16 protein-coding genes are annotated in these 14,375 nt (G+C 33.1%); 2 read left to right on the top strand and 14 right to left on the bottom strand.

The annotated features are described in order from the left end of the window. Positions 1-15 precede the first annotated feature (15 nt). Positions 16-642, top strand: coding sequence for a YggS family pyridoxal phosphate-dependent enzyme (locus ACLL8X_RS01770; RefSeq protein WP_411989245.1), 627 nt, complete (start codon positions 16-18; stop codon positions 640-642). A 13-nt stretch (positions 643-655) separates the two neighbouring features. Here ACLL8X_RS01770 and dnaE read toward each other — a convergent pair whose 3' ends face one another. Continuing rightward, positions 656-4,258, bottom strand: coding sequence for a DNA polymerase III subunit alpha (dnaE, locus tag ACLL8X_RS01775; protein ID WP_411989246.1), 3,603 nt, complete (start codon positions 4,256-4,258; stop codon positions 656-658). Positions 4,259-4,446: 188 nt separating this feature from the next. On the opposite strand from dnaE, the gene ACLL8X_RS01780 reads away from it, so the two are divergent. Next, positions 4,447-4,689 (top strand): SelT/SelW/SelH family (seleno)protein, encoded by a 243-nt coding sequence (locus ACLL8X_RS01780; protein WP_411989247.1) that lies wholly within the window; start codon positions 4,447-4,449, stop codon positions 4,687-4,689. An 11-nt stretch (positions 4,690-4,700) separates the two neighbouring features. Here ACLL8X_RS01780 and ACLL8X_RS01785 read toward each other — a convergent pair whose 3' ends face one another. From ACLL8X_RS01785 to glyQ, 13 genes are all read right to left on the bottom strand, one after another. Further along, on the bottom strand, positions 4,701-5,030 hold the full coding sequence (locus tag ACLL8X_RS01785; protein ID WP_411989248.1) for an ArsC/Spx/MgsR family protein: 330 nt from the start codon (positions 5,028-5,030) through the stop codon (positions 4,701-4,703). Continuing rightward, complete coding sequence (locus tag ACLL8X_RS01790) at positions 5,027-6,367, bottom strand: class II 3-deoxy-7-phosphoheptulonate synthase (RefSeq protein ID WP_411989504.1); 1,341 nt, start codon at positions 6,365-6,367, stop codon at positions 5,027-5,029. Before ACLL8X_RS01790 ends, ACLL8X_RS01785 begins: the two co-directional genes overlap by 4 nt. 267 nt (positions 6,368-6,634) lie before the next feature. Continuing rightward, positions 6,635-6,991, bottom strand: coding sequence for a 50S ribosomal protein L19 (gene rplS, locus ACLL8X_RS01795; RefSeq protein WP_411989249.1), 357 nt, complete (start codon positions 6,989-6,991; stop codon positions 6,635-6,637). 9 nt (positions 6,992-7,000) lie between these two features. Continuing rightward, positions 7,001-7,705 carry a tRNA (guanosine(37)-N1)-methyltransferase TrmD gene (trmD, locus tag ACLL8X_RS01800; RefSeq protein ID WP_411989250.1) on the bottom strand — a complete coding sequence of 235 codons (705 nt, stop codon included), beginning with the start codon at positions 7,703-7,705 and terminating at the stop codon, positions 7,001-7,003. After that, positions 7,702-8,241 (bottom strand): ribosome maturation factor RimM, encoded by a 540-nt coding sequence (gene rimM / locus ACLL8X_RS01805; RefSeq protein ID WP_411989251.1) that lies wholly within the window; start codon positions 8,239-8,241, stop codon positions 7,702-7,704. Before rimM ends, trmD begins: the two co-directional genes overlap by 4 nt. Next, positions 8,234-8,476, bottom strand: a complete 243-nt coding sequence (locus ACLL8X_RS01810) for a KH domain-containing protein (protein WP_411989252.1) — start codon at positions 8,474-8,476, stop codon at positions 8,234-8,236. Before ACLL8X_RS01810 ends, rimM begins: the two co-directional genes overlap by 8 nt. A 2-nt stretch (positions 8,477-8,478) precedes the next feature. Further along, positions 8,479-8,706, bottom strand: coding sequence for a 30S ribosomal protein S16 (gene rpsP, locus ACLL8X_RS01815; RefSeq protein ID WP_052817361.1), 228 nt, complete (start codon positions 8,704-8,706; stop codon positions 8,479-8,481). Positions 8,707-8,770: 64 nt separating this feature from the next. After that, positions 8,771-10,108 (bottom strand): signal recognition particle protein, encoded by a 1,338-nt coding sequence (gene ffh, locus ACLL8X_RS01820; protein ID WP_411989253.1) that lies wholly within the window; start codon positions 10,106-10,108, stop codon positions 8,771-8,773. 67 nt (positions 10,109-10,175) lie between these two features. Beyond that, positions 10,176-10,928 (bottom strand): pseudouridine synthase, encoded by a 753-nt coding sequence (locus ACLL8X_RS01825; RefSeq protein ID WP_411989254.1) that lies wholly within the window; start codon positions 10,926-10,928, stop codon positions 10,176-10,178. Next, positions 10,909-12,066 carry a lipid IV(A) 3-deoxy-D-manno-octulosonic acid transferase gene (gene waaA, locus ACLL8X_RS01830; protein ID WP_411989255.1) on the bottom strand — a complete coding sequence of 386 codons (1,158 nt, stop codon included), beginning with the start codon at positions 12,064-12,066 and terminating at the stop codon, positions 10,909-10,911. Before waaA ends, ACLL8X_RS01825 begins: the two co-directional genes overlap by 20 nt. Further along, complete coding sequence (locus tag ACLL8X_RS01835) at positions 12,063-12,779, bottom strand: zinc ribbon domain-containing protein (RefSeq protein ID WP_411989256.1); 717 nt, start codon at positions 12,777-12,779, stop codon at positions 12,063-12,065. The genes waaA and ACLL8X_RS01835 overlap by 4 nt, the downstream gene beginning before the upstream one ends. Positions 12,780-12,788: 9 nt before the next feature. Further along, complete coding sequence (locus tag ACLL8X_RS01840; RefSeq protein WP_411989257.1) at positions 12,789-13,514, bottom strand: Nif3-like dinuclear metal center hexameric protein; 726 nt, start codon at positions 13,512-13,514, stop codon at positions 12,789-12,791. Further along, positions 13,501-14,364, bottom strand: a complete 864-nt coding sequence (gene glyQ / locus ACLL8X_RS01845; RefSeq protein WP_411989258.1) for a glycine--tRNA ligase subunit alpha — start codon at positions 14,362-14,364, stop codon at positions 13,501-13,503. Before glyQ ends, ACLL8X_RS01840 begins: the two co-directional genes overlap by 14 nt. Between the last annotated feature and the right edge of the window lie 11 nt (positions 14,365-14,375).

The raw sequence follows: 14,375 nt of genomic DNA on the forward strand, positions 1-14,375 counted from the left end.
GGCTTTTACCCACAAATGACCTTAGAGCAAATTTTAGAAAAAACCCAAAATGTCCGCCTTGTAGTTGCAAGTAAATATGTCGATGCTAGTGTAATTGAAAAGCTTTTTATGCAAGGACTGGTGGAATTTGGAGAAAATCAAGTCCAAGCCCTAGCTCAAAAAAAAGAAATACTTAAGGAAAAAAATCTTAAATGGCATTTCATAGGAACACTACAAAGCAATAAAATCAATCTCTTAATCAAACAAAAGCCCCTGTTATGGCAATCTTGCAATGGCTTGAAAATAGCCAAAGCTATGGATAAAAGACTTGGGTTTAAGCTAGATACCCTACTAGAAATTAATGGTGCTAATGAAGACAGCAAAAGTGGTTTAGAGCCGAACAAAGCTTTGGAAGAATATTTACAAATTCAAGAAGAATGCTTAAATTTAAATCTTTGCGGTGTAATGAGCATAGGCTCACACAGCCAAGATGAAAAAAAGATTATAAAAAGCTTTGAAAATACCTTTAAAATTTACCAAACACTACAAAGATATGGAGCTAAAATTTGCTCTATGGGAATGAGTAATGATTTCGAGCTTGCCATAAAATGCGGTTCGAATATGGTAAGACTTGGAAGTATTTTATTTAAAAATCTCAAGTAAGAATAAATCTTACTTAAGCGTATTTATTAGAAATTTCTTCTACTATACTATCGGCTATAATAAAATCCGTATGATAAAGCAAACAAGAACCCGCACTGATAACTTTTAAAACAAGTTTTTTGTTGTTTTTATCCTTAGGATTGTGTGCATTTCTAGCAAGTTCGTGAATCTCATAGATTAGCTCTCTATTTAAACGACTCAAATCAAGTTCTATGATATTTTTTTCAAATTCCTTAGGCTCTGCGGTAAATTGATTTTCTTCTTTATTTCTAAAATCTTTTTTTGCTCCAAATTTCCTTATAGCCTTAAGCTCACTTCCTTCAAGGCTTTGCAAGTCTTTAATCGCTTTTAAAAAAAAGCTAGGTTTTTCGCCCCCCTCAGCCTTAAATCCTAGCACAAAACCATAAGCATTATTTTTTAAATTCTCATCCTTAAAAATATTTTCTATTTCTTCAACATTGCTTTCAAAAACCGTAGCTTCAAAAGAAGAATAATAATCTAAAATTTCAAGCCTTCCATAGCGTTTGTTGTTTTTACTCATCATAGCCTTAAAATCCTCGATTTTACCTATACTTAAAAGCTCTCCGTTATTTTTTAATTTCTCAAATTCCAAGCTTTTGACATAGTCTATGGCATTAATTTGCTCATAAAATCTATCCAAAGGATGCCCTGAAACATAAATTCCTAAAATTTCTTTTTCATAGCCTAATTTTTCCATAAGCTCAAATTCTTCATTTTTAGAACTCAGTTGCACCTTAACCCCTGAACTTAATTCTTCTTCGCCAAAAAGAGAACTTGCAGCATTTTTTCTCACTTCTGCCATTTTACGCGAGGCTTCGCTAAGGGTGTCTAAATTATCAATTAAGGTTTTTCTAGTCAGTCCAAATTCATCAAAAGCCCCCGCTTTAGCCAAGCTTTCTAAGGTTCTGCGATTTATTTTGGCAGGGTCTATTTTGTTTAAAAAATCATTAATATCCTTAAATTCCCCCTTTTGTCTTGCTTCAAGCAAATTTTCAACCGCTGGAATACCCACACTTTTAATAGCCCCAAGTCCATATAAAATAGCGTCTTTTCCATCCTGTTCTAAGGCACTAAATTCGCGTATAGCCTTATTAATCGATGGGGGCAAAAGCTTGATATTCATTTTTTTCATTTCATCAATATACACAGCAACCTTTTCTACCTTATTTTCCTCGCTCGTTAAAAGTGCTGCCATAAATTCACTAGGATAATAGGTCTTTAAATAAGCCGTTTGAAAGGTAATGAGTGCATAGGCTGCTGAGTGCGATTTGTTAAAACCATAGCCTGCAAATTTAACGATTAACTCCCATAAATCTTCTGCTTTATTTCTATCATAGCCCTGTTTTACAGCTCCATCAGCAAATTCACTTTTAAGTTTTTGCATTTTTTCAGGGTCTTTTTTACCCATAGCACGGCGCACCACATCAGCCCCTCCCAAAGAAAAGCCCCCTATGATTTGCACTATTTGCATAACCTGCTCTTGATAGACTATGACCCCATAAGTAGGCTCTAAGACTTTTTCTAAGCTATCAAAAGGATAAACTATGCTTTTTAAGCCGTGTTTTCTATCAATGAAATCATCAAGCATTCCCGATTCCATAGGACCTGGACGATAAAGAGCAAGAACAGCGATAATATCTTCAAAACGCTCTGGTTTTAGCCTAGCATTTAAGCTTTGCATACCGCCTGATTCAATTTGAAAAATACCTAAAGTATTGCCACTTTGTATGGTTTTATAAACCTTAGCATCATTGACATCTATGGTTTCCCAAATAAGGTCTTTATTGTAACGCTTTTTGATGAGTTTAATGGCATTATCAATCACGGTTAGGGTCTTAAGCCCTAAAAAGTCAAATTTAATCAAATCCACATCTTCTAAATGGTCTTTAGAATACTGCGTTACTAAATGCCTTTCATCATTTTTACTTTGTCTAAAAAGCGGGGTTTTTTTCCATAAGCTTTCATTAGAGATTACGACCCCAGCTGCGTGCATACCTGCATTGCGGTTTAAGCCTTCTAAAGCCTTAGCATACTCCCAAACTTCACTCCCTTTTGGATGTTTAGCGATAAATTCTTTAATCTTTGGCTCTTTTTCATAAGCCACTTCAAGAGTGATTTTAAGCTCTTCAGGCACGAGTTTTGCAAACTCATCAGCATCTTGAATGCTGACATCCAAAACCCTAGCCACATCACGAATCACACCCTTAGCCAAAAGCTTACCAAAAGTAATAACCTGTGCAACCTTGTCGCTACCGTATTTGTCAATCACATAATCAATGACCTCGCCACGCCTATCTTGGCAAAAATCCACATCAATATCAGGCATACTCACACGCTCAGGATTTAAAAAACGCTCAAAAAGTAAGCTATAAGGAAGTGGGTCTAAATCCGTAATCTTCAAACAATAAGCCACCAAACTCCCCGCAGCCGAACCCCTACCCGGACCCACAGGAATTCCTTTGTCTTTAGCCACTTTGATAAAATCATGAACTATAAGCATATAGCCTGAAAATTTCATATTTTTAATGATTTGAACTTCACTTTCTAATCTGTCTTTATATTCTTGATGTTTGGCACTATCTATAAATTTAAGTCTTTCTTCAAGTCCCTTTTTGCAAAGCTTTTCAAAAACTATATCATCATTATCAAAGCTAAATTCCTTATGCTCATCAGGCAGATTTAAAGCCAGTTCCTTAGCGTATTCTCTTGTAAATTTAAAATTAGGCGGAGTGGGATTGCCAAGACTTAATTCTAAATTGCATTTTTGTGCTATTTCTTGCGTATTGGCTATGGCTTCGGGGATATCAGCAAAAAGCTCATTCATTTGCTGGGGGCTTTTGACATAAAACTCATGCACGCTGTGGCGTATCCTATCTGGGTCATTTAACTTCTTACCCATAGCAATACACATAAAAACTTCGTGAGCAGCTGCTCTGTCCTTAAAGGTATAATGGGTATCATTTGTGGCGATGATTTTAATATCAAGCTCCTTAGCTAATCTTAATATATCATCATCTATCATTCTTTGGTCTTTGATGCCATGACGCATAATTTCAAAATAGAAATCATCTTTAAAAACATTTTTATACCATAATGCTACTTCTTTTGCTGCTTCATAGCCTTTTGCTCCAAACCGCACATTTCGTTCATTGTGAATATTTAACTGCCAATTTATCTCACCTTGCAAACAAGCAGAAGAGCAAATAAGACCTTCACTGTGCTTTTCTAAAAGCTTTTTATTGATGCGTGGATAATAATAAAGCCCGTGTATATAGCTTTGAGAGCTTAAATACATTAAATTTTCATAGCCAATTTGATTTTTCGCATACAAGCACAAATGAAAGCGTTGGCGAGAGCTTTTATCATCAAGTTCTTCTCCATTATGCAAATACGCCTCAAGTCCAATAATGGGCTTTAAACCCTGAGCCTTCATAGTTCTATAAAAATCAATGGCTCCAAACATATTGCCGTGGTCTGTCATAGCCACGCTTGTAGCACCTTGTTCTTTTAAAGTGCTGGCTAATTCCTTAAGCTTATTCGCTCCGTCAAGCAAAGAGTATTCTGTATGCAAATGCAAATGGGTAAATTGGCTCATTTTTTTCCTTTATTTTCTCAAACTCATAAAAATTTTTGATAAAAATTATAAATTTTTCTCGCTGAATTTGAAAGAAATTGACTCTAAAATTTCACTGAAATTTTTACAAGAAAGGTAAAAATTCAGTCAAAATAAAATATAATAAAAGATTAAGACCTAATCTTAAAATTTCAAACTAAGGAAGAAAGATGAAAATAAAAATTGCTTATTGCAATATTTGAAATTATTACCCACAAGCTGCAAGGGTTGCAGAAGAGTTACAAAACGATTTCAAAGATATTGAAGTGGAATTCGAAGTTGGTGGCAGAGATGATTTCATCGTTGAAGTAGATGGAAGAGTCATTTTCTCAAAAACACAGCTGATAAATTGTGAAAGCGAAAGATTTCCCCATCAAAATGAAATCAATCAATTAATAAAAAATAGAGTGTAAATTACACTCTATTATAAAACTAGCTCATATTCCTTACCAAGATATATTTTTTGCTCATACTCAATAACAGGACGCTTAATGCAACTTGGATTTTCTAGCACAAGCTTTTCAAGCTCTTTATGGGTTAAACTTTTAATTTTTTCTTTATTTAAACCCAGTTTTTTAGCCGTCAAACCCGCTGTATTAATCAACTCTTCAAAGGATTTTTGTTTAAGCCACACAGATAAAATATCGCTATTTATTTTCTTAATATCCAAAAAATCAAATTCAACACCCCTTTGCTTTAGAGTATCCATAGCCTTTTTTACAGAATTGCAATTTTTAATACCATAAAGTTTCATTTCCTAGCCTTTTTTACTAAATCCGCAATCAAAAAGGCAAGTTCTAAAGCTTGGTCGGCATTGAGTCTTGGGTCGCATTGGGTTTCATAGCGTTCTTCTAAACTTTGAGCTGTAACATTACTAGCACCCCCTGTGCATTCTGTTACATCCTGTCCTGTCATTTCAAGATGCACTCCACCCGCGTAAATCCCTTCACTCATAGCAATTTCAAAAAAGGACCTAACCTCTTGCATAATCTTATCAAATTCTCGCGTTTTAAAATTTCCTGCCTTAACAGTATTGCCGTGCATAGGGTCTATACTATATACCAAATTTACGCCTTCGCCTTTAAGCTTAGAGAAAATTTTTGGCAAATTGCTAACGATTTTTTCAGCACCCATACGGATAATAATATTAAGCCTTCCTTCTTCGTTATTGGGATTTAAAACATTTGCTAAAGCTATAATGTCATCTGCATTCGCATTAGGTCCTATCTTAACCCCCAAAGGATTTTTTACACCGCTTAAAAAATGAACATGAGCCCCGTCAAGCTCCCTTGTTCTCTCTCCTATCCAAAGCATATGCGCCGAACAATCATAAATTTCGCCACTTAAGCTATCTACTCTAGTCAAAGCCTCTTCATAGGGTAAAAGCAAAGCCTCGTGCGAGGTATAAACATTAACCTCTCTTAAGCTTGGGGTATTATTTGTATTAATTCCACAAGCCTCCATAAAAGCTATGGCTTGAGAAATTTTTTCACTAATATCCGTATATTGCTTATGAAGTTCATTTTTTTTCAAAAAACCCAAATTCCAGCGATGCACTTCGTGTAAATCTGCCAAACCCCCTTTGGCAAAGCCACGCAATAAATTCAGTGTTGTTGCACTTTGATAATACGCTTCAAGCATTCTATTAGGGTCGGGGACTCTAGACTTTTCATCAAATTCAAAGCCATTGATAATATCTCCGCGATAACTAGGAAGCTTCACTCCATTTAATTCTTCAAAATCGCTGCTTCTTGGCTTGGCAAATTGTCCTGCAATGCGACCAATTTTCACCACAGGACAGCCCCCAGCAAAGGTAAGAACTATAGCCATTTGGAGCAAAATTTTAAACATATCGCGGATATTTACAGCACCAAAATTTTCAAAACTCTCAGCACAATCTCCACCCTGCAATAAAAAAGCTTCTTTTCTACAAACCCTAGCTAAGGCATTTTGCAAGGTTCTTACTTCTCCTGCAAAAACAAGTGGGGGAAGTTTTTCAAGTCTTGCTAAAACTTTATCTAGTTCTTTTTGATTTGGATAAAGGGGTTGTTGCTTTATAGGATAATTTTTCCAAGAATTTTTAGTCCATATCATTTCTTTTTCCATTTTATTTATCAACTTATTTAAAAGCTTAGTTTAAGCTTTATCCAAATTCAAGCCAGTGTTTTTTAAGAATTTAAACTTAATTCGAAAAAAATATTCGCTATCTCATTGTAAATATAATTTTTGTGAAAAGTTAAGCTTTTTTCAAAAAGTCTTTTTTTGCACAACAAAGACCTATTTTAAATATTCTTAATCGATATAAATTCTATGCTTAAATAATACTTAAAAACACAAGCAATTCACAAAAGCATAGACTTATTTTTTAAGCTCTTTAATACGCGCTGCCTTACCGCGTCTATCTCTTAAATAGAATAATCTTGCTCTACGCACACGACCACGGCGTAAAACAACTATGTTTTCTAAACTTTCACTATAAATAGGAAAAATTCTCTCAACGCCAACATTATTGGCACCCATTTTACGCACGATAAAAGTTTCACTTACCCCATTACCTCTTCTTGCAATGCAAATTCCTTCAAAATTTTGGATTCTTGTTTTATCCCCTTCTTTGATACGAATTGCAAGCTTTAAAGTATCACCAGCACGAAAATCTGGAACATTTTTACCTTCGATTTGTTTCGCTTCAAACTGCTCTATATATTTGTTTTTCATAAAAATCCCTTATTTTTTGCGTTCATGCTCTAAAAATAAATCCGGACGAAAAAATTTCGTTTTGCAAGACGCCAAAGTAGTTTTTAAACTTGCGATTTTAGCGTGATTACCCTTTAAAAACTCTGAAGGAGTATAAAATTTTTTATTTTTTTCTTCAAAAATAAAGGGTTTTGAAAAAGCAGGAGCTTCAAGTAGATTATTTTCAAAACTTTCTTCTTCCAAGCTTTCTATATTTCCTAAAACCCCATCAATGTTTCTTAAAATCGCATCGCACATCGTAAGTGCGGGCAATTCTCCTCCTGTTAAAATAAAATCTCCTATGCTAAAAACTTCATTTGCAAAAATTTCAAGCACTCTTTCATCTATACCCTCATAGCGACCACATACAAAAACTATATGCTCTTTTTTGCTCAAACGCTTAGCGTCTTTTTGATTAAAAGTTTTTCCGCTCGGATTTAAAAAAATAAAATGGGAGTTTTGCTCTTTCTTTTTAATGCTTTTTAACGCTTCATATAAAGGCTCAATTTGCATTAAAAGCCCTGCTCCGCCTCCTATTTTATAATCATCAATTTTATGATAGGAATTTTTAGAAAAAGTTCTTGGGTTATAAAAATTAAGTTTGAAAAGTTTTTTTTCTTTTGCTCTTGCTAGTATAGAATCTTGAAAATAAAATTCTATAAGATGAGGAAACAAGGAAACAAAACTAAATTTCATGAATTTTCTAAAATCAAAAAAGCATCTTTAGTGCAAAAAATTTGTCGTTTTTTTATATCGATATTTTTAACAAATTTATCCAAATAGGGAATGAAAAATGTTTTAGGATATTTTTTTTCTACAAGAACTTCATCGCTTTGAATTTCAAGCAAATAAGAAGCTCCAGTTTCTAAAATATCAATCACCTTTCCTAGCCTTAGCTCTTCATCGAAAACTTCACACTCTAAAATATCAAAATAAAAAAATTCATCTTTTTTTAGCTTACAAGTTTTTCTGCTTTCTTCTATGCTTTGAAGAAGAATGAGATGGGTTAAGCTCTTAGCCTTTTCTACACTTTCATAATTTTCAAATAAAATAGTAGAATTGCTAGGATTGTAATGTTTGATTTTTAAACTTTCTTTGCCATTTTTGATAAAAAAACAAGCGTCTTTTTTAAACTGGGAAGAAAAATCGCTAAGGTTATGTAATTTTACATAACCCTTAAGTCCAATGGTTTTACCAAGTTTTGCGACCCAAACGAAATCTTTTTCACTCAAGTGCTTTTACCGTTACCCTATAAGAACTTGCATTCTTGCTCTTGTAAGCAGAGATTACAGTTTTTATAGCATTAATCATTTTTCCATTTTTGCCAATTAGTTTTCCAGTATCTACCTTATGTGCAAAAAGAATAATCTCGAAAAAATTTTCACCCAATTCAATTTTTTGAGTATCAATTTGCTCTGGATAATCTGCAATCAGTTTTGCATATTCTTTTAGAAAATTCTCTACCATAATTATTTACTAGTAATAGAAGCAACTTTATCGCTAAGTTTCGCACCAACGCTTTTCCAATAAGCCAAACGCTCTGTATCTACCTTAATCACTTCAGGTTCTACCATAGGATTATAATACCCTATACTTTCAATCCAACCCCCATCACGGCGTTTTCTACTATCTGTAACCACTATGCGATAAAAAGGTCTTTTTGTTCTTCCCATTCTTGTAAGTCTAATAACTGTCATTTATACTCCTTGAAAATTAAAAAGTTTATTTATAGATACTCTTAAAAGTATTTATAAATAAACCTTAAAACTGCCTTCTAGCCTGACTCATCATCTGCGTTAAACTCTCCATTCCTTTTTTGCCTGAAAATCTTTTCGCAAGCTTTGCTGCATTGCTAAATTGCTTTAAAAAACGATTAACCTCCATTTGAGAAAGCCCTGCTCCCTCTGCTATACGGCGTTTTCTAGCATTATTCAATAAATCAGGATTTTCTCTTTCTTTTGGGGTCATAGAGCTAATCATAGCCCTAATGTGAATAAGTTCTTTTGAATTATCCAAATCCAAATCCTTTACCGCATTTGCCATTGTGCCTAAACCCGGTATCATACCCATTAAAGATTTAAGACTGCCTAGCTTTTTAACACTTTCCATTTGATTAAGAAAATCATTGAAATTAAATTCGCCTTTTTTAATCTTCTGACCTAGTTTTTTTGCTTCCTTTTCATCAAGCACCGCAGCAGTTTTTTCGGCTAAAGTTGCCAAATCTCCTTCGCCCATAATACGACTTACAATGCGTTGGGGTATAAAAACCTCCAAATCCGCTACTTTTTCACCCACGCCCACAAATCTCAAAGGAATACCCACTTGCCTAGCTATACCTAAAGCCACGCCGCCTTTAGTATCGGCATCAAATTTTGATAAAATTACCCCGCTAATACCCAAAGCTTCGTTAAAACTTGCAGTCGTTTTTACCCCATCTTGCCCACTCATTGCATCAGCCACATAAAAAATCTCATCAGGATTTAAAACATTTTTAACCGCTTTTAATTCATTCATCAAAGCTTCATCAATAGCCAAACGACCCGCCGTATCCACAAGCAAAACATCTACCATAGAATTTTTAGCTTTTTCTAAGGCTTGTGCGGCAACCCTAATAGGATTTGTTTCATTTTCTATAAAAAAAAGTTCAAGCTCATTAGCTTCGCAAAGTTGTCTTAACTGCTCCACAGCTGCTAAACGCTGCAAATCACAAGCTGCAACTAAAACTTTTTTATTGCGTAATTTTAGATAATTTGCAAGTTTGATAGTGCTTGTTGTTTTACCGCCCCCTTGTAATCCTGCCATTAAAACTATGGTTGGGGGTTTGGAAGCAAAAACAAAACCCTGAGTTTTGCCCTTGATACTTAAAATATTTTCTAAATTGGCTTTAATGGCGCTTAAAAATTGTTTTTGACCTATTCCGTTTTGCTTGACATCTTCTTCTATTGAGGCTAAAAGCTCTTTGGTTACCTTGTGATGGACGTCTGCCTTTAGAAGAGCTTTTTTTAAGGTTTCTAAAGCATTTTTAAGCGCTTTTTCATCATCAACAAAACGCAGTTTATTGACCGCTGATTTAAAAGATTCGCTGACTAATTCAAACACTTTATTACCTTTCTATAAAATTTTTAAATTAAGCCTTGCATTATACAAAATTTTTTCTTAAATGGCTTTAAAAATCTAAATTTTTTATCTCAAATCCCAATTTTGCAAAACTGCTATCTAAATTAGCCTTAAAATGATAATCAAAAATTTTAATTTCATAACTATGCAAATACATTCTATCACTTGAAATTCTAGCGTATTTTTCATCGCCTACAACGCCGTGTTTTATAAAGGCACTATGCACTCTAATTTGATGCGTTCTGCCTGTTTGAATAACAATTTTTGCTAGGGTTTTTTTTGATTGCATCATAATAGGAGTGATGATACTTAAAGCATCTAAACCCTCTTTTGAAACCTTGCTCAATGCCCCGCTCTTTGTTTTGATAGTAAAAATAGGCTCATTGACTTCAAGCTCTTCAGCTAAAACCCCATCTAAAACCGCAATATAACTTTTATAAACCCTATGTTTTTTAAATTCTTCTATGCAAAGCTTTCTAAAATCTTCATCCTTGCAAAGCAAAATCACACCGCTTGTTTCTTTATCTAAACGATTTAAAAGCTTGGCATTAAATTTTTTTTCCAAATCTTCACTTACATAGGCATAGGGTTTGTTAATAGCAATAATCTTATCGTTTTCAAAAATAATTTGAGAATTTTTGGTTTTTACCACATTAAATTTTGTCTTATCGCTCATCAAAGCTCTAGCAAGCACAACTTTTTTTCCATGTGAAAAAACACACCCCTTATCTATCAAATCTTTAGCTTCACGGTTGGAAATTTTTTCTTGTAAAGCTAGAAGTTTATAAGCCTTTTCTTGCATCAATTCCCTTTTGTATAGTTTGTATAATGGGGTTTAAATTTTCTTTTTTAGAAATTTTAGCCTTTAAATTAGAATGATGGATGATAGCATTTAATTCTTTTAAATCTTCGCAAAAATACACATTTTCCACTTCTTCAAATAAAGCCTTTTGATTATAGATAAATTTTCCGCTAATTAAAACATTATTAAAATGCGCTACTTCTATGGGATTGTGTCCTCCTATGCCTTCTACAAAAGAACCTCCAAGCACAACAAGATCAGAAATAGCATAAAAATTAACAAGTTCGCCTAAGGTATCTAAAAGCAAAATTTTTTTAGAAAATTTCTTATTTTTATCTTCTAAAGAACTAAATTTTTCAAATTCCAAGCCCTTATTTAAAAGCCAATTTTCAAGCTCTTCAAAACGCTCGGGATGTCGTGGGGCTATGATAAGTTTTTCATTTTCTTCTAAGGTAAAATTATCAAGTAAAAGCTCTTCCTCGCCCCTATGTGTGCTAGCAAAAATAATCAATTTTTCCTTAGGCTTGGTATAATTTTTGGTATTTTTAATTTCTAAATTTGCTTTAATATTTTTAAAAATTTTAACATTTTTAGCGCCTAGGTTTTCAAGCCTTGCTTTATCCAAATCACTTTGTGCAAAAACTTCATCAATATAAGAAAAAATTTTTTTATAAAAAAAAGAAAATCTTTGATAGGATTTGTAAGACTTATCCGATATTCTCGCATTAAGTAAAATCACTTTTGCCTTATAAAATTTCGCCATAAAAACAAGCATAAGCCAGTATTCTGCTTCAAAAATTACCAAAACCTTGCAAGGCTTAAACCAAAAAGGTAGAAAATTTTCAAAAACAAGATAATTTACCTTTTTGCAAAATTCTTTCGCACATTCAAAACCTGTTTGAGTGATAGTGCTAATCCTGCTATTAAAAACTAAACTAAGCTCCTTAATGCTTCTTACCTCACCTAAAGAACAAGCGTGAAAATGCACATCGGTTTTTTCTTGATGTAAATTTTTATAGAGAAAAAAACGGGATTTTAAACTCATTTTGTATTTGGATTTTAAAAAAGAAAGTAAAAAAATAAAGGGGGCAAAAAAACAAAATGCCACCCAAGTTAAAAAATAATAAAAAAAAATCAATTGTGCTCTTCTTGCTCTTTATAAAGAATTCTCCCACAATGCGGACAAGTTACTATCTCTTCGCCTCTAACAACAGCTAAATAAGTCTTATCATAAATTTTCATAAAACATCCATAACATGCTTGTTTTTTAACAGAAACTACGGCGGTATTTTTCGCCCATTTGCGAATTTTTTCATAAAAACTTAAAACTTTTTGATTCATCTGGCTAATAAGTTTGGTTTTTTTATCATAAACACCCATTCTATCTTTTTCTAAAACTTCCATTTCAGCTTTAATACTTATGCTAATCTCATTAATATTTTGCTCTTGTTTAATTTTCTCTTCTTCAAGTTCCTTTTTATAAGCTTCTTTATTATCTAAAATTTTATCTAACCTTATAAGCTCATCGTTTGCAGCGTCTAATTGCTCTTTTGCAATGTCTTCTTCAATTTTTAAAGCATTAGCCTCTTTTTCTGTCTTTACAGCTCCACTTTTTTTAGAAAGCTCTTTAATTTTTGCTGAGAATTCAGAAATATGAGCGTTATTTTGCACTTTTTGATTTTCTATATCTTTGATTTCTTCATCAATTTTTTCTAAATCTGTATTGATTTTTCCTATTTTTAACTCTGCATCTTTTAAAGTCTTGTTAATGGCGTCTATTTTAGGCTCATAGCTATCAATTTCTTGGTCTATTTTTGATAAAAGCACTAATTGTTCGAGATATTTATTCATTGATTTTCCTTAAAAATATTGAAATGGATTTTTTGAAACTGACATTATAACTTGTAGTGGCAAATTTTTCAAGTCTTTTGCTAAACATTGAGAAAAATATCTTTCACTTTCAAAATGCCCTAAATCTATAAGACTAAGCCCATTGCTTACAGCTTCTAAAGCCTGATGGTATTTAAAATCTCCACTTAAAAAACAATCCGCATCTATTTTAGGAATTAAATCCCCGCCACTTCCTGTGCATATAGCTATGCGTTTTAGCTCTTTTTTACCACAATCGCTTATGCGTAAATTTTGCAAATTCAAGCTTTTTTTCACTAAAGCACACAAAGCTTCAAAAGATATAGAATTTTCTACATAAATCAAAAATTCATCTCTAAAAGAAATATTAAAACCCAAAATTTCTTCTGTAAAATAAGCATTTAAATGACTCAAATCGTAATTTGTATGCATACTAATTAAAGAAATATTTTTACAAATCATTTCCTTGACAAAAGCTCTAGGGTAAGCTTTATCATATAAATTTTTTAAGCCTTTGAAGATTAGAGGATGATGTGTGATAATTAAAGAATTTTCCTTTGCTTCTTTGATGATATTTTCATCAATATCCAAACTCAAATAAACAAACTCAATTTCATTATCCCCATTTCCTAGCAAAATACCGCTATTATCCCACGACTCTTGCGTATCAAAGGGGCTTAATTGGTCTAAAAAATGATAAATTTCACTCAGTTTCATTTAAATTTTTCTTATAAATTTCAGCACAATTTTTAGAAAGTTCGCGAATTTTTAACATATAATCCTGTCTTTGGGCTACTGAAATAGCTCCTCTTGCATCTAAAAGATTGAAAGTATGTGCAGCAAGCATACAATAATCATAAGCAGGTAAAGCTAGTCCTTGCTCTAAAATATTTTTACATTCCTTGTAAGAATTTTCAAACTGCTCATTTAAAATTTTAACATCACTTACTTCAAAATTATATTTACTAAATTCATATTCACTTTGCTTATGCACATCTGCGTATTTAATTTTTTCTCCATTAAATTCGCTCCAAACTATATCATAAACATTATCAACATTTTGAAGATACATTGCTATTCTTTCAAGCCCATAGGTAATTTCAGCACTTACCAAATCCACCGCTAAGCCCCCCACTTGTTGAAAATAGGTAAATTGCGTTACTTCCATACCATCAAGCCAAACTTCCCAGCCCAAACCCCAAGCACCCAAACTTGGGCTTTCCCAATTATCTTCCACAAAACGAATATCATGATTTTTTAAATCAAAACCCAAATTTTCAAGACTTTTAAGATACAATTTCTGAATATTATCAGGGCTAGGTTTAATCAAAACTTGAAATTGATAATAAGCCCCTAAGCGATTAGGGTTTTCCCCATAACGCCCATCAGTAGGTCTTCTACTAGGTGCCACATAAGCAGCCGCCCATGGTTTTTTCCCTAAGCTTCTTAAAAAAGTTGCTGGATGAAAGGTTCCTGCACCTGCTGGCATATCATAAGGCTGCATAATCGCACAGCCATTTTCTTGCCAATAATTTTGTAAATTAAGTATCATTTGCGAAAAAGTCATTATAGCTCTCT

It is taken from the genome of Campylobacter parajejuni (assembly GCF_046764905.1).
In the GTDB taxonomy this organism is placed as follows: domain Bacteria; phylum Campylobacterota; class Campylobacteria; order Campylobacterales; family Campylobacteraceae; genus Campylobacter_D.

Coding starts and splice junctions, on each gene's coding strand:
- ACLL8X_RS01770 (WP_411989245.1), top strand. CDS start 16: ATGACCTTAGAGCAAATTTTAGAAAAAACCCAAAATGTCCGCCTTGTA.
- dnaE (WP_411989246.1), bottom strand. CDS start 4,258: ATGAGCCAATTTACCCATTTGCATTTGCATACAGAATACTCTTTGCTT.
- ACLL8X_RS01785 (WP_411989248.1), bottom strand. CDS start 5,030: ATGAAACTTTATGGTATTAAAAATTGCAATTCTGTAAAAAAGGCTATG.
- rplS (WP_411989249.1), bottom strand. CDS start 6,991: ATGAAAAACAAATATATAGAGCAGTTTGAAGCGAAACAAATCGAAGGT.
- trmD (WP_411989250.1), bottom strand. CDS start 7,705: ATGAAATTTAGTTTTGTTTCCTTGTTTCCTCATCTTATAGAATTTTAT.
- ACLL8X_RS01810 (WP_411989252.1), bottom strand. CDS start 8,476: ATGGTAGAGAATTTTCTAAAAGAATATGCAAAACTGATTGCAGATTAT.
- rpsP (WP_052817361.1), bottom strand. CDS start 8,706: ATGACAGTTATTAGACTTACAAGAATGGGAAGAACAAAAAGACCTTTT.
- ACLL8X_RS01825 (WP_411989254.1), bottom strand. CDS start 10,928: ATGCAAGAAAAGGCTTATAAACTTCTAGCTTTACAAGAAAAAATTTCC.
- ACLL8X_RS01835 (WP_411989256.1), bottom strand. CDS start 12,779: ATGAATAAATATCTCGAACAATTAGTGCTTTTATCAAAAATAGACCAA.
- ACLL8X_RS01840 (WP_411989257.1), bottom strand. CDS start 13,514: ATGAAACTGAGTGAAATTTATCATTTTTTAGACCAATTAAGCCCCTTT.
- glyQ (WP_411989258.1), bottom strand. CDS start 14,364: ATGACTTTTTCGCAAATGATACTTAATTTACAAAATTATTGGCAAGAA.